The sequence below is a fragment of the Janthinobacterium sp. C22 genome (genome assembly GCF_057919405.1).
In genome coordinates this window covers 3,475,802-3,489,676 of the sequence record NZ_CP193659.1, presented here as the reverse complement: position 1 = coordinate 3,489,676, position 13,875 = coordinate 3,475,802, and the positions used below count along the sequence as shown (strand labels likewise).

Sequence of the window (13,875 nt, the reverse complement as noted above, 5' to 3'; positions counted from 1 at the left end):
AGTCAGAAAGACAGGCTCCCCGGGCCAAGCGGACCTGAAAAATGCCGAGGGCAAGGCGCGGCGACGCAGACAGTACGCAAGTACGGCAAGGAAGCCGCAACGCCGCCATCGGCATTTTCTCAGGCCCGCGTCTCCGGCCCGCTGTTTTCAATCTTCACCACCCTTGCCTGCGGCCGTATTCTGAACCAGATCGCATACATGGCAGGCAGGAACACCAAGGTCAGCACCGTGCCGGCAAACGTGCCGCCGATCAGGGTATAGGCCAAGGTGCCCCAGAAGACCGAATGGGTCAGCGGAATAAAGGCCAGGATGGCCGCCAGCGCCGTGAGGATCACGGGACGCGCGCGCTGCACGGTCGCTTCGACCACGGCGTCGAACGGCGCCAGGCCGGCCGCCTCGTTCTGGTGGATCTGGCCGATCAGGATCAGGGTATTGCGCATCAGAATGCCCGACAGCGCGATCAGGCCGACCAGCGCATTGATGCCGAACGGCTGCTGGAACAGCAGCAAGGTGGGCACCACGCCGATCAGGCCCAACGGGCTGGTCAGGAACACCATCACCATCGCCGAGATCGAGCGCACCTGCAGGATGATCATCAGCAGGGTCAATGCCAGCATGATGGGGAACAATGGCAGCATGGCTTGCGTTGCCTTGGCCGATTCCTCGATGGAGCCGGCCTGCTCGATGCGGTAGCCGGCCGGCAGCCTGTCGATGATGGGCCGCAGCTGCGCCGTGATGGCGCCCGACACGTCGGGCGGCTGCATGCCGTCGGCGATGTCGCCGCGCACGGTGATCGTCGGCTGGCGGTCGCGCCGGCGCATCACGGGTTCTTCCCAGCGCACCTCGACGCTGCCCACCTGCGACAGCGCGATGCGTTCGCCGTTCGCGCCGGCCAGCGTCAGGTCGGCGATGCGCGCCGGGTCCAGCCGCACGTCGCCAGCCGCGCGCGCCACTACCTGCACCGTGCGGATATCTTCGCGCACGGCGGTGACGGGCACGCCGCTGAGCAGGAACTGCAGCTGCTGCGCCACGGCGGCCGACGTCAGGCCCATCCCCTGCAAGCGCTCCTGCTGCAGGCTGAAATGCAGGGTGGGCGTGCGCGTGCCCCAGTCGGTATTGACGGTACGCATCATCGGACTGGCCTGCATCACGCGCCGCACCTCGCCGGCGATGCCGCGCAGCACCTCGGGATCGGGGCCGCTGACCCGGTAGGCGACGGGAAACGGCGAATACGGGCCGAACACCAGTTGCGTGACGCGCACGCGCGCCTCCGGCGCCAGGCCGGCGGCAACGGCCGCGCGCAAGCGCCGCTTGAGGCTGTCGCGCGCCTGCTGGCTGTCGGTGCGCACGACGATCTTGGCAAACGAAGGATCGGGCAATTCCGGCCCCATCGCCAGATAAAAGCGCGGCGCGCCCTGGCCCACATAGGCCGTGACGATCTTCGCTTCGGGCTGGCGCGCCAGCCAGGCTTCCACTTTCGCCGCCGCGCCGCTGGTCTGTCCAATCGCGCTGCCGTAGGGCAGCTGCACCTCGATCAGCACTTCAGGGCGGTCCGAGATCGGGAAGAACTGCTTCTTGACGACTGCCATGCCCAGCACGGCCAGCACGAACAGGCCGATCACGGTGCAGAACACCAGCCATTTGCGGGCGATCACGCGCCCCAGCAGGCGGCGAAAGCGGTGGTAGCGCGGCGTGCCGTACAGCGCGTCATGGCCGCCGGCGACCTTTTTCAGCTCGGGCAGCAGCTGGACGCCCAGGTAGGGCGTAAACACCACCGCCACCACCCACGACGCGATCAGCGCGATGCCGACGATCCAGAACATATTGCTCGTGTATTCGCCGGCGCTGGAGCGGGCAAAGCCGTTGGGCATGAAGCCGACGGCCGTCACCAGGGTGCCGGCCAGCATGGGCGCGGCCGTATGGCTCCAGGCATAGGCGGAGGCGGCGATACGGCTGTAGCCCTCCTCCATTTTCACGACCATCATTTCGATGGCGATGATGGCGTCGTCCACCAGCAGGCCGAGGCCCAGGATCAGGGAGCCGAGGGTGATGCGGTCGAAGTTCTTGCCCGTCGCCGCCATCACGATGAATACCACGGCCAGGGTCAGCGGCACGGCGGCGGCCACCACGATGCCGACGCGCCAGCCCATGCTGATAAAGCACACCAGCATCACCACCAGCAGCGCGGCGAGAAACTTGAGCATGAATTCGTCGACGGCCGCGCTGATATTGACGGACTGGTCGGTGACCTTGGCCAGGCTCATGCCCAGCGGCATGGCGGCACCGATGGCCGTCACCTCCCCGTCCAGCGCCTTGCCCAGGTCCAGCCCGTTCCAGCCGTCGCGCATGACCACGCCCAGCAGCAGCGCCGGCTCGCCGCCGTTGCGCACCATGAAGCTGGCCGGGTCTACCTGGCCACGGCGTACGGTGGCGATATCGGACAGGAGCAAGGTGCGCCCCTGCGCCACCACAGGCGTATCGCGGATCTTTTGCAGCGCGTCGAGCGCACCGTCGAGTCGGATGGACACCTGCGGCCCGCGCGTTTCGACCGAGCCGGCCGGCGTGAGGACATTCTGGCCGTGCAGCGCCGCGAACACGTCCTGCGCCCGCACGCCCAGGGTAGCCAGACGTTCCTGCGACAACTCCACGTAGATGCGTTCGGCCTGCTCGCCGATGATATTGACCTTTTTGACGCCCGGCACGTGCAGCAGCCGCTGGCGCAAGGTTTCCGCCTCGCGCACCAGCAGGCGCTGCGGCTCGCCTTTGGCTTTCAGCGCATACAGGGCAAAGGTGACGTCGGCGTATTCGTCATTGATCATGGGACCGATCACGCCGGCCGGCAGATTGGCCGCCTCGTCGCCGGCCTTCTTGCGCGCCTGGTAGAACTCGGCCTGCACCTGGTCGGGCGGCGTGCTGTCGAGCAGGGTCAGGGTGGTCAACGCCAGGCCGGGCGTGGTATAGGTCTCGGCGCGCTCGTACCAGCGCAGCTCCTGCAGGCGCTTTTCGATCTTGTCGGCCACCTGATCCTGCATTTCGCGCGCGCTGGCGCCAGGCCAGGCGGTGACGATGGTCATCACCTTGACCGTGAAGGCCGGGTCTTCGGCGCGCCCCAGCTTGAAGAACGACAGCAGGCCGGCCAGCGAAATGAGACAGATCAGGAACAGGGTGACGGAACGCTCGCGCACGGCCAGCGCCGACAGGTTGAAGCCCGCCGCGCTCATGGATGCGCTCCCGTGCCGGCGGCCGCTGGTGCCGGTTCGACCCTGACCCGCTCTCCCTGGTGCAGCAGATGGGCGCCCAGCGCGACGATGCGTTCACCCGCCTTCAGACCGCTGACGTCGGCGCCGTCGTCGTGCAGCCCCTGCACCTTCACGGGCCGCCAGGCCACTTGCGCCGGCGCACCGGCGATCACCCACACGCCCGGCCCCTTGCCCGCATCGTGCAGGGCCGCCAGCGGCACTTGCACGGTGCCGCTGGCGGCAAGCGCGCCGGGCAGGCGCAGGGTGACGGTGGCGCCCAGCGGCGCGTTTGAGAGCGCCGCGTCGAGCACATAGCGCGCCTCGAAGGTACGCGTTTGCCGGTCCGCCGTCTGCGCCAGCTGGCGCAAGGTGGCCGGCACGCTGGCGCCCGGCCTGCCGAACAGGATGGCCTGGCCCGTGGAGCCGAGCGCGGGACGCACGGTTTCCGGCAGCTGGATCGCCGCTTCGCGCCGGCCGTCATGGGCCAGGCGCACCACCACCTGCCCGGCCGCGACCACCTGGCCCGGTTCGGCCAGGGTGTCCATCACGACGCCGTCTGCGTCGGCCAGCAGCAGCGCGTACTGCAGCGCATTGCGCGCCACCCCGGCCAGGGCTTCGGACGCTTTCAATTGGGCGCCGGCCGCGTCAGCCGCCGCCTTCACCTGGTCGTAATTGGATGCCGAGATGGCGCCGGTGCCGCGCAAGTCACGGTAGCGCGCTTCCTCGTCCGCCGCCTGGCGCGCGCGGGCGCGGTCGGCCGTGACGGACTCCTGCCGCGCCTGCGCCAGCAGTTGCAGGTCGTCGGCGTCGAGGCGCATCAATGGCTGGCCACGGCGCACGGCCTGGCCGGCGTCGACCAGCCGTTCGCGCACCTTGCCGGCCACGCGAAAACCGAGGTCGCTTTGCACGCGCGGCGCGACCACGCCCGTGAAGCTGCGCGTGCCCGCTTCGGCCCCCTGCACCGGGATGGCGCGCACCAGCGGCACGGCGGTGCGCGGATCGGCCTGCGCCTTGTCGGCGCAGGCACTCATGGCCAGGGGCAAAGTGGAGATGACTACAGATGAAGCGAGGCGGCGCCAGCGCATAAGAATCCCATGAATGAGTGATCAGGATTCTCATTCTGGTACCAGTGACCAAATAAGTCAACAGTCACAAATTAATGCAAAGCTATGGCGACAAGCTGCGCAACACCAGGCTGGACAGTTGCAGCACCGCCGTTTCGCTGCTGTCGACGCTGTGTTGCAGCAGCAAGGGATTGACGTAGGGACGCATCACCAGGTAGATCGCGCTGGCCGTCTCGTCGAGCGGCGTCTTGCGCTCGAAATCGCCCGTCTTGCGCCCCTGCTGCAAGATATCCTGCAGCAAGGCGCCCATCGCCAGCTCGTAGGCCTGCACGGCAGGCCAGCGCCCGGTGGCGGCCGAGGCGGCGATGTCGTACAGCTTGCGGTCCTGGAAAAACAGCCGCAAGCTGGCCGCGACGCTGGTCCGGAACATTCGCCGCAGCTGCTCAGGCGGCTGGCCGGCCGCCGCCACTGCGTCTTTCACCTCGGTTTCAATCTGGCGCAGGCAGCTGGCGCAGATATGCTCGCCGATGGCTTGCTTGGATTCGAAGAATTTATAGATATAGGCCTTGGAAAAGCCGATCGCCCTGGCCAGGTCGGAGACAGTCGTCTTTTCATAGCCGTAGCGGCTGAAGTAATCGGTGGCGGCGGCAACGATCTGGTCGCGCACGTCGTGGCCGGCCGGGCCGCGCGCAGGGCTTGGTATGTCGGGTGTGGTGGAATTCATGGCGACAGCTTAACGCGCCGCGACGGAATGCACAATAAGTGACCAATATGTATTATAGTCACTCATTATTCTCTTTTGAACTGGAAGACCACCATGCCACTGCCACGCCTGCGCCTCCCCTTTCTGCTGATCGCCGCCGGCCTGGCCGCCACCGGCTGCACTGCTGGCCTGGACTACCGCCGGCCCGAACTGCCGCAAGCGGCGCAGTATCTGCACCAGGCGGCGCTCGGCGCGCGCCAGGATGCTGACGCTGCCGAACTGCTGCAGTGGTGGACGGCCTTCGGCGATCCGCGCCTGACCCATCTGGTAACGGTGGCGCTGGCGCAAAACCTCGACCTGAAACAGGCGCAGGCCAGGGTCAGGCAGGCGCGCGCCGCCACCGGTGCGGCCGACGCCGCGCTGCTGCCGTCGGCCAGCATTGGCGGCCAGGCGGCGCGCGCCTACCAGTCGGTGCAAACGCCGCTGGGCCAGGTCCTGAACGCCACGCCAGGCTATGAGCGCGCCGGCAGCGCGCGCGAATTGAACCTGCAAGCGTCGTGGGAACTCGACCTGTTCGGCGGCCTGCGCCGCGAACGTGAAGCGGCGCGCGCCGATTACGAAGCCAGCGAGGCTGGATGGGCCGCAACGCGGCTGGCCGTGGCGGCGCAAACGGCGGACCTCTACTTGTCCATCCAGGGCCTGCAGGCGCGGCTCGACCTGGCGCGCCTGCAGGTCGACACCGACGCGGCGCTGCTGGAACTCGCCACCCTGTTATATGACAAGGGATTGGCGAACGAGCCGGCGCTGCGGCAGGCCGAAGCATCGCTGGCGCAGGCGCGCGCCGTCGTGCCCGGCCTGGTCACGGCGCGCGAGGTGGCGCTGCATGCGCTCGACGTGATGCTGGGCGCGGCGCCCGGCACCCATGGCCAGGAACTGCCCGCCAGCGGCATCATCGCGGTCGCGCCACGCATCAGGGCCGGCGGCTCGCCGGGCGACCTGCTGCGGCGCCGGCCCGACCTGATCGTGGCCGAGCGGCGCCTGGCCGCGGCGAGCGCGCGCACCGGCGCGGCCGTTGCCGAGTACTACCCAAAATTCAATTTTGGCGCCTTGTTTGGCAGCGCCACGGCCGGCGGTACCCTGTTCGGCAGCGGCTCCGGCCAGGCCGCCGGCATGCTGGGCCTGCGCTGGCGCCTGTTCGATTTCGGCCGCATCGATGCGCAGATCGAGGCTTCGCGTGGCCAGGAAGCCGAACTGCTGGCGGCCTACCGGCTGGCCGCGCTGCATGCTGCCGAAGACGTGGAAAACGCCTGCTCGGCCCTGCTGCGCCATGAAGAACAGGCCACTTTACTGGCGCATGGCGTAGAGGCGCTTGAGCGCGCCCGCGCCGCTTCGCTGGCAGCCTACGAGAAAGGCGCTGCCAGCCGGCTTGATGTACTGCAGGCCGATACAAGGCTGCTGCGTGCAAGGGACGCGCGCGCACAGGCGCAAACGGCGTCAGCGCGCGCGGCAGTCGCCGCCTACCGGGCGCTGGGCGGCGGCTGGCAGGCGCCGCAGGCCGGGGCCGCGGCGGTCGCCGCCAGGTAAATGTGAGGGCGGCCCGAGCCACGGCCGCCGTGCCCTCGGTGTTCCACCGCCGTTTGATGCGGGTGGTGGAACAGTATTGCCAATTGAGTAATTTTTCCCCATACTGCCAGGCCTTGCCTTTCATTGCCGTCCACTATGCTTATCAGCCTGCGCCCCGTCACCGTCGACAATTTCGACCTTATCAGCGAACTGCCCCTGTTGCCGCAGCAACGCGACTATCTGGCCAGCAACGACTATTCCATCGCGCAAGCGAGTTTCAATCCCGGCATCCTGCATACGCGCGCCGTGTATGGCGACGAGGAGGTGATCGGCTTTCTGATGTTCGTCTCGCCCGACGCCGACGACCCGCCCGGGCACTACCAGATCTGGCGCTTCATGATCGACCACCGGCGCCAGGGGCAGGGCCATGGCCGCGCCGCCCTCGCCCTGGCGCTGGCGGAAATCCGCGCCCGCCCGGATGCGCGCAGCATCGAAATCTGCTACAAGCCCGGTAATGCCAACGCGAAACAGTTCTATGCCAGCATGGGTTTCGTGGAAAAAGGCATGGACGCGGATGGCAATGACATGCTGGCCGTGATCGAACTAAGCTAGCTGCCTGGCGCCGCGCCCGCATCGGCCCTGGCATCGAACGCCAGCCGCGCCGCATCGATGGCGTCGCGGTGGCCGTAGGCCCAGGCGCCCAGCGCGCTGATGGGGATCAATAGCGAACGCCCGAGGTCCGTCAGCGCATAGTCGACGCGCGGCGGCACGGTGGGAAACACGGTGCGCGTGACGAGACCGTCGCGCTCCAGGCCGCGCAGGGTCAAGGTCAGCATGCGCTGCGAGATGCCGCCGATCAGGCGGCGCATCTCGTTGAAGCGCTTGGTGCCATTGCCCAGCAACATCACCACCATCACGCTCCATTTGTCGCCCACGCGGGTCAGGATGTCCGTGATCGGGCGGCACGAGCCCGCCACGCCCGCATGGCCGCCGTGGTCGCGCATGCGCTTTTCCAGCTCGGCCCCGCGCGCGGCCACGGCGTCCATGGTCACATCCGTGTGCCCCAGTGTGGAAAAAGTGCCTTCTTGTGCGTTCATTTGATAGTCACTATATTTAACCCGGTTACAAAAACATACCACCCGATCATACCATCCAAGAAGGCCTATATGAACATCCTGCATATCGATTCCAGCGTCCTTGGCGAGCATTCCGTCAGCCGCCAACTGAGCGCCGCCATCGTGGCCCGCCTGCAAGCGGCCGCGCCCGGCGCCACCGTCCGCTACCGCGACCTGGCCGCCCAGCCCTTGCCGCAATTTACGGCCGCCCCCGGCGCCGCCGAGGAGAAATCCTTGCCGCCGCGCTGGAGCAAGTGCTGGCCGCCGACGTCATCGTCATCGGCGCGCCCATGTACAACTTCGCCATCCCCAGCCAGCTCAAATCGTGGCTCGACGCGCTGGCCGTGCCCGGCAAGACCTTCCAGTACGGCGCCAATGGCCCGGAAGGCTTGCTGGGAGCCAAGCGCGTGATCATCGCCTCGACGCGCGGCGGCTACTATGGCGCCGACACGCCGATGGCCGCCCTGGAACACCAGGAAAGCCATCTGCGCGCCTTCCTCGGCTTCCTCGGCATCACGCAACTCGAGATCGTGCGCGCCGAAGGCGTCAAGGTCAGCGACGCCGCCAGGGCGCAGGCCTTGACGGCGGCTTTCGAGCAGATCGGCGCGCTGCAGGCGGCGTAGGTTCAGCTTGATTATCTGGCGGCGGCGGAAACTGTTTCAGCGCAGCCAGGCTGGGCATGGCGGACAAGAAAGGGCAAACTGCGCTAAGCTGCATCCGCCCCACCACTTTACAAGGAACACCATGACCCTGACCGTCGTCGCCACCATCGATGCCCAAGCCCAACATATCGACGCCGTGCGCGCCGCCCTGGAAGCCGTCGTGCCGCCCAGCCGCGCGGAAAGCGACTGCCTGCGCTATGAACTGCACCTCGACAACAAGATTCCCACGCGCTTCATCATGCTGGAAGAATGGACGGACAAGGCAGCCCACACGGCGCATGAAGCGACGCCCCACTTCAAGACCCTGGTGGACGCCGTGGGCGACAAGGTCGTCAAGATCGACGTGGCGGAATTGAGCAAGCTGAAGTAACAAACGGCGCGCTGCGCAAGCGCGCGGCCATCTTGGCAAGTTGCCATCTATAATATGGCAACTTTTCTTTATGGCCATCATGACACCACTTTCCACACTACGCGGCGCAGCGGCCGCAGCCGCCTTGATCCTGTGCAGCAGCGCCTTGGCGCAAGCGCCCATGCCCAATCTCGTGGGCGAATACAACCTGCTCTCGTCGAAGACCGTGCCGCCCAGCAACTGGGGCTATTCCAAGGCCCGTGTTTCAATCAAACAACTCGACGACCATCACTTGCTGATCCTGCTCGCCTGCGAGTGGAAACGCGAGCCGAAGGCCGTCTGCGGCGACTATTTCTATGCCCAGTGGCGCGACGATGGCCTGTACCTGCAGGACATGAACACGTTCGCCATGCGCCTGTACTTCGATCCCGCCACGCGCAAGCTCACCATCATTTCGCGCGGCGCCGACGCCAAGCAAAGCGTGCGCCATGAAGTGTTCGGCACGACGACCGAGCCGCTGGTCGATAGCGCCCTCGTGCGGCGCATGAAGCGCGAACAGTCGAATGCCGACAGCAAGGAAAACCGGCGCGTGTTCGGACCCTACACCAAGTGGACCTACCAGGAAAACCGCATCGAATTCCAGCGCCAGGACTTGACGGCACCGTGATGGAGCGCCTGCTCCAGCCCCTGCGGCGCCAGCTGCTGCGCCTCGCCGGCGCCCTGCTGTGCTCGCCCGTGCTGGCGCGCGCGGCCGACAGCGGCCTGCCCCGCGCCGTGCGCCAGCGCATCCTGGCCACCCTCGACGCACCGCTGCCCACCGTGCTCAATGTGCACCATCTGGCGTTGCTACGACGTTTCAGCATCGGCTGGTCGCCCGTGGAAAACGGCGCCCCCATGCTCAATCCGGCCTACCCGCTGGGCAAGGGCGACACCCTGGAACTGGCCATGCAGGCCATTGCCAGCCAGGATGCGGCGCTGGCCGCGCAGCGGCTGATGGAAGCGGCGCAGCTGCTGCCGCATTTCGTGCAAATGGCGAATCTGAAACCGGGCAGCTATGCCAACGGCAAGGCGTCGTTCACGTTTACCACGCGCCACCTGCAACTGCTGCGCCAGCAGTCGTGGCTATCGCTGGAGATGCTGGGCATGGGCGCGCCCGGGGATTACCTGGCCGAGGGTTATTGGCCTACCCCGTCCGTCGACGGCAAGCGGCCCTACGGCAATTTTACGAATTACCCCGTGGAAATGGCGCAAGCGCTGGGCCTGCCCCTGCACCACCAGGCGGACGGCAGCCTGACCATCACACCCACGTTGCGCACGGAACTGGAAGCGCTGCACCAGCAGACCATGCCCGCGCTGCAAGTGTTCGTGCGGGAAGCGGGCTTGCGGCGCAATACGCCGTAAAACACAGGCAGGAGCCGGCGTCTGGCTATGCCTGAGCAGACTGCCGTAACGGCACCGCGGATGCGCCAGTATTGCTTACTGGTCGCACGCATCGAGCCACCGGTTCAAAAAGCTGAATGCGCCCTGGGACTTTTTTATCAGCCGGGCCATTTCAACCCAGCTGACCACGGCGCCGCCGGATTTTTTCTTCTATGATGCTGGCTATCCACCTCACTGCTACTGGTACTGAATCCCTGGACTGCGCAAAGAAGGAGGCTCGATGGCACCCCGCCCCTTGCAAGGCCCAGCCACTCACCACCAAATTGTCTCCCGGCATCGGCATCAAATGGCAGGGGGTCCGCCTGAATTGGAACGTAATATCCCTTTTGAAATTTACACTTCAAGCTGTCGCTTTCCGCATCAGTCAACGCAGCGTTCAAGGAAAGAAAGAGGTCTTTCACATCCTGCTCGCTTCTATGCTCCAGGAACACCAGGTATTTGAGACCTGGATGGAGAGGATAAATTCCCAGAGGCATGAAAAACTGCACATCAACATCCTTGCCGCCCTTCAATGCTTGCACGACTTTTGCCCGGTAAACAAATCCACAGGGTTTCCCATCATCCGCCTCCTCCCGCGGCACTGCCGTCACGGACACGACCGTCACCTTCGCCACCAAAGATGCGCTTTTGACTACTTGACTTAGCGCAATATGGCCCGTTTTCGAGCCGACTGCTATCAGTTCTTGCGCATGAGAATCACAGCAACAAGCGAGAAGATAGAGAGCAAGAAAAAGACTCATCGAAAATGATACTTTCGTGCTTCTTTTCAATACCCGCATGTTTCACCCATTGCCGTAGCAGAAATCCGTCAGTTGACATAGTAAAACGGCGCCAGCCCGTCGAAAGGAATGATCTCCAGCGTGCCGCCCGAGGCGCTCAAGGCGGCAAGGCGATCGCCCATGACGTCGAGCAGGAGCAGGCCGGCGGTCGTCACGTGGTAGTCCGCCATGGAAGTAACCCGCGGGCCGGCGGCCTCGCCCCACGGCGGCCGGCTGGCAAGATCATTGAAATCCCACACCGCCTGCCCTGGCGGCAAGGCTGCCAGGCCGGCCTGCAGGTCACGCCATTCGGCGCAGGCCGCAGCGGCATCGGCGGCGTCCAGCCGCCCCCGGCACAACTTGAGCATGATGCAGGGAAAGCGCGAACCCCACTCGCCCCCTTCCAGGCGCACGGCCACGGTGGACAGCAGCGAATGCAGCAGCACCTCGTAGCCGATGTCGCCAAGCGTGGCGCCATGTCTGAATGCGATGGTCACAATCGTCGTCCTGTAGACGGCCGCTTAGCCTTGCGGAACAGGCGCGGGCTGCGGCAACGGGGCCGGAACGGGCTCCGGCACGGCCTTGCCATGCGCTTCCTGCCCGCCCTCTTCCGCCGGCACGGCCAGCGGGCCGGCGGCGCGCCTTCCTGCAGCAGATCGCCCGGCTCTTCCACCGGTTCGTCCTGCGGTTCCTCGACCGCCTCCACATGGCGCAGCGGCGGTGGCGGCTTGCCGCCGGGGAAGATGGCGTCGCGCGACAGTTTTCCCGTGTCGAGCGCCGTCTTGAAGAAGTCGCCCACCACCAGCACGGCGTTGTGGCCGCCCTGGCCCCAGTAATTGCTGCGCATGGTGACGCGCGCATCGTTGAAACCCACCCAGGCGCCGCCGACGAGTTCCGGGTGCATCAGGATGAACCAGCCGTCCGCATTGTTTTGCGTCGTGCCGCTCTTGCCGGCCACGTCGGAGCGGATGCCGAAGCGGCTGCGGATGGCCGTACCCGTGCCGCGGTCGATCACGCCGCGCAGCATGTCCGTCAGGGTGGCGGCCGATGCCGCCTGCATGGCGCGCTTGGGCTTGTCTTCACCGAAACGGGCGATGACCTTGCCTTCGCGGTCGGTGATGTGCGTGACGACGAAGGGCAAACGGGCCTCGCCCTGGGCCGCGATGCTGGCGTAGGCGTTGACCATTTCCAATAAGGTGACGGGACTGGTACCCAGCGCCAAGGACGGCACTTTTTCCAGCTTGCTGTCGCGGATACCGAGCGCGCGCGCCAGCTTGATGATCGGCGGCAAGCCCACGTCCTGCATCACCTGCGCCGTGATGGTGTTTTTCGAGTACACGAGGCCGTCGCGCATGGTCATGTCGCGCCCCGTCGTGCCGCTCATGTCCGTCGGGCGCCATTTCGTGCCGTCTGCCGCCTTGATATCCATGACTTCATCGCGGTAGACGTGTTCCGGGCTGAGGCCCTTTTCCAGCGCGGCGCCATACACGATGGGCTTGAAGGTGGAACCGGGCTGGCGCGCCGCCTGCGACACGTGGTCGAACTGTTCACGCGCAAAGTCGCGGCTGCCCACCCAGGCGCGCACGGCGCCCGTGGCCGGGTCCATGGCCGCAAAGCCCGCTTCCAGCCGCGTCTTCGTCTTGCGCAGGGCCGCCATGAAGGCGCGGTCGCCCTTCAGTTGCGCCAGCGCCTCGTCCGGCGTGCCGCCGGCCGCCGTCAGCTTGCGGTAGTCGGCGGACTCGCGCACGAAGGCGTCGAGCAGGGCCGGATGCGATTTCCAGAAATAATCGAACGGCACGCTGCCGCCCTGCATGCCCGCGTACATGCCCGTCGAGGTGGAGGACGGCACGCCCGCGCGGCTCCATTCCACGTCGGCAATCGCCTGCAAGGCATTCGCCTGGCGCTCGACGGCGCGCTCGGCCGCCTGCTGCAAGTCGTAGTCCAGCGTGGTGTGCACCACCAGGGCGTCCAGTTCCAGGTTGTAGTCGTTCTCGTCGGCCCAGTTGATCAGCCACTTGCGCACATAGGCCGTGAAATGGCTGTCCGACTGCGCCCGCTCGCTCTGGCGCTCGAAATGCAGGCGCAGGGGTCGCTTGATCAACTGCTTGTAGCGCGCCTCGTCGATGACCTCATGCTTGCGCATCTGGCCCAGGACCACATTGCGCCGCTGCAGGGAACGTTCGGGATTGCCGACGGGATTGTAGTAATTCGTGCCCTTCAGCATGCCGACCAGGGTGGCGCTTTCCAGGATATCGAGGCGCGCAGCGGGCTTGTCGAAATACGTGCGGGCCGCCATTTCGATGCCGTAGGTGTTGTACAGAAAGGGCACCGTGTTCAGGTAGGCTTCGAGGATTTCCGTCTTGCTGTAGGTCGCCTCGATCTTCAGGGCCGTGATCAATTCCTTCAGCTTGCGGTTCAGGTTGCGCGAGCGGCCAATTTCCTCGGGGAACATATTGCGCGCCAGCTGCTGCGTGATGGTGGAACCGCCCTGGGGGTTGCCCCCTGCCGTATGCAGGATGGCGCCGGCCGTGCGGGTGAAGTCGATGCCGTGGTGTGCGTAGAAACGGTGGTCTTCCGTGGAGATCAGCGCGCTGATCACGTTCGGCGAAATCTGCTTTAACGTGACCCGTTCCTGCAAGCCCTGGTCGAAGCGGGCCAGTTCCTTGCCATCGGCGCTGACCATGGTGCTGGGCGCGGCCGCGCGCGCCTGGCGCAAGTCGTGGATGCTCGGCGTCAGGGGGATCAGCAGCAGCATGTAGGCGATCGTCAGCGCCAGCAGGGCCAGGAACGACCACAAGGCCAGCACCAGCGCGCGCCGCACGGGCGGCAAGGTCATCAGGTGCGCATGGCCGCGCCGGTACAGCGCCACCGCCTTGACCCATGCCACTCCCGCCACGCGCACCGTCTGTGCGCGCGCCCGCATGAACGCCTGCCGTGCTTTTTCCTGAAACTGCTCCATGCCTGATGCCATGCTTGTAACCT

General features: G+C 66.0%; 12 protein-coding genes and 1 pseudogene. 6 read left to right on the top strand and 7 right to left on the bottom strand.

What is annotated here, in order from left to right:
• Positions 1–119: 119 nt before the first annotated feature.
• The 3 genes from ACRHIG_RS16295 to ACRHIG_RS16285 all read right to left on the bottom strand — a co-directional run bounded on the left by ACRHIG_RS16295 (position 120) and on the right by ACRHIG_RS16285 (position 5,027).
• Complete coding sequence (locus ACRHIG_RS16295) at positions 120–3,221, bottom strand: efflux RND transporter permease subunit (RefSeq protein ID WP_489627093.1); 3,102 nt, start codon at positions 3,219–3,221, stop codon at positions 120–122.
• Complete coding sequence (locus ACRHIG_RS16290; protein ID WP_489627092.1) at positions 3,218–4,324, bottom strand: efflux RND transporter periplasmic adaptor subunit; 1,107 nt, start codon at positions 4,322–4,324, stop codon at positions 3,218–3,220. Before ACRHIG_RS16290 ends, ACRHIG_RS16295 begins: the two co-directional genes overlap by 4 nt.
• Before the next feature lie 82 nt (positions 4,325–4,406).
• Positions 4,407–5,027: a TetR/AcrR family transcriptional regulator gene (locus ACRHIG_RS16285; protein ID WP_489627091.1), complete on the bottom strand. Its 621-nt coding sequence runs from the start codon at positions 5,025–5,027 to the stop codon at positions 4,407–4,409.
• A 93-nt stretch (positions 5,028–5,120) separates the two neighbouring features.
• Here ACRHIG_RS16285 and ACRHIG_RS16280 point away from each other — a divergent pair, with 93 nt between their 5' ends.
• Both ACRHIG_RS16280 and ACRHIG_RS16275 read left to right on the top strand, forming a co-directional pair.
• Positions 5,121–6,590 carry an efflux transporter outer membrane subunit gene (locus tag ACRHIG_RS16280; protein WP_489627090.1) on the top strand — a complete coding sequence of 490 codons (1,470 nt, stop codon included), beginning with the start codon at positions 5,121–5,123 and terminating at the stop codon, positions 6,588–6,590.
• A 135-nt stretch (positions 6,591–6,725) separates the two neighbouring features.
• Positions 6,726–7,181 (top strand): GNAT family N-acetyltransferase, encoded by a 456-nt coding sequence (locus ACRHIG_RS16275; protein WP_489627089.1) that lies wholly within the window; start codon positions 6,726–6,728, stop codon positions 7,179–7,181.
• On the opposite strand, the gene ACRHIG_RS16270 is transcribed toward ACRHIG_RS16275, so the two are convergent.
• Entirely contained in the window at positions 7,178–7,573 is a 396-nt protein-coding gene (locus ACRHIG_RS16270; protein ID WP_489630815.1) for a winged helix-turn-helix transcriptional regulator, read from the bottom strand. The genes ACRHIG_RS16275 and ACRHIG_RS16270 overlap by 4 nt on opposite strands.
• Positions 7,574–7,735: 162 nt before the next feature.
• Between ACRHIG_RS16270 and ACRHIG_RS16265 the strand changes: the two are divergent.
• The 4 genes and pseudogenes from ACRHIG_RS16265 to ACRHIG_RS16250 all read left to right on the top strand — a co-directional run bounded on the left by ACRHIG_RS16265 (position 7,736) and on the right by ACRHIG_RS16250 (position 10,096).
• Positions 7,736–8,307, top strand: a pseudogene (locus tag ACRHIG_RS16265) (FMN-dependent NADH-azoreductase).
• 121 nt (positions 8,308–8,428) lie between these two features.
• Positions 8,429–8,716: a putative quinol monooxygenase gene (locus ACRHIG_RS16260; protein WP_489627088.1), complete on the top strand. Its 288-nt coding sequence runs from the start codon at positions 8,429–8,431 to the stop codon at positions 8,714–8,716.
• 79 nt (positions 8,717–8,795) lie between these two features.
• Positions 8,796–9,362: a hypothetical protein gene (locus ACRHIG_RS16255; RefSeq protein ID WP_489627087.1), complete on the top strand. Its 567-nt coding sequence runs from the start codon at positions 8,796–8,798 to the stop codon at positions 9,360–9,362.
• Complete coding sequence (locus ACRHIG_RS16250) at positions 9,362–10,096, top strand: hypothetical protein (RefSeq protein WP_489627086.1); 735 nt, start codon at positions 9,362–9,364, stop codon at positions 10,094–10,096. The genes ACRHIG_RS16255 and ACRHIG_RS16250 overlap by 1 nt, the downstream gene beginning before the upstream one ends.
• A gap of 137 nt (positions 10,097–10,233) precedes the next feature.
• Here ACRHIG_RS16250 and ACRHIG_RS16245 read toward each other — a convergent pair whose 3' ends face one another.
• The 3 genes from ACRHIG_RS16245 to ACRHIG_RS16235 are packed head-to-tail and all read right to left on the bottom strand — an operon-like array spanning position 10,234 to position 13,864.
• The gene (locus ACRHIG_RS16245) at positions 10,234–10,914 is read right to left on the bottom strand and encodes a hypothetical protein (protein WP_489627085.1); all 681 of its coding nucleotides are present in this window, start codon (positions 10,912–10,914) and stop codon (positions 10,234–10,236) included.
• 29 nt (positions 10,915–10,943) lie between these two features.
• A complete protein-coding gene (locus ACRHIG_RS16240; protein WP_489627084.1) occupies positions 10,944–11,390 on the bottom strand; it encodes an Imm70 family immunity protein in 447 nt (148 codons plus the stop codon).
• A complete protein-coding gene (locus ACRHIG_RS16235) occupies positions 11,387–13,864 on the bottom strand; it encodes a penicillin-binding protein 1A (RefSeq protein WP_489627083.1) in 2,478 nt (825 codons plus the stop codon). The genes ACRHIG_RS16240 and ACRHIG_RS16235 overlap by 4 nt, the downstream gene beginning before the upstream one ends.
• Between the last annotated feature and the right edge of the window lie 11 nt (positions 13,865–13,875).

What these genes read in the sequence shown, in the direction of transcription:
- ACRHIG_RS16295 (WP_489627093.1), bottom strand. Translation starts at nt 3,221, where the DNA reads ATGAGCGCGGCGGGCTTCAACCTGTCGGCGCTGGCCGTGCGCGAGCGT.
- ACRHIG_RS16290 (WP_489627092.1), bottom strand. Translation starts at nt 4,324, where the DNA reads ATGCGCTGGCGCCGCCTCGCTTCATCTGTAGTCATCTCCACTTTGCCC.
- ACRHIG_RS16285 (WP_489627091.1), bottom strand. Translation starts at nt 5,027, where the DNA reads ATGAATTCCACCACACCCGACATACCAAGCCCTGCGCGCGGCCCGGCC.
- ACRHIG_RS16280 (WP_489627090.1), top strand. Translation starts at nt 5,121, where the DNA reads ATGCCACTGCCACGCCTGCGCCTCCCCTTTCTGCTGATCGCCGCCGGC.
- ACRHIG_RS16275 (WP_489627089.1), top strand. Translation starts at nt 6,726, where the DNA reads ATGCTTATCAGCCTGCGCCCCGTCACCGTCGACAATTTCGACCTTATC.
- ACRHIG_RS16270 (WP_489630815.1), bottom strand. Translation starts at nt 7,573, where the DNA reads ATGCGCGACCACGGCGGCCATGCGGGCGTGGCGGGCTCGTGCCGCCCG.
- ACRHIG_RS16260 (WP_489627088.1), top strand. Translation starts at nt 8,429, where the DNA reads ATGACCCTGACCGTCGTCGCCACCATCGATGCCCAAGCCCAACATATC.
- ACRHIG_RS16255 (WP_489627087.1), top strand. Translation starts at nt 8,796, where the DNA reads ATGACACCACTTTCCACACTACGCGGCGCAGCGGCCGCAGCCGCCTTG.
- ACRHIG_RS16250 (WP_489627086.1), top strand. Translation starts at nt 9,362, where the DNA reads ATGGAGCGCCTGCTCCAGCCCCTGCGGCGCCAGCTGCTGCGCCTCGCC.
- ACRHIG_RS16245 (WP_489627085.1), bottom strand. Translation starts at nt 10,914, where the DNA reads ATGCGGGTATTGAAAAGAAGCACGAAAGTATCATTTTCGATGAGTCTT.
- ACRHIG_RS16235 (WP_489627083.1), bottom strand. Translation starts at nt 13,864, where the DNA reads ATGGCATCAGGCATGGAGCAGTTTCAGGAAAAAGCACGGCAGGCGTTC.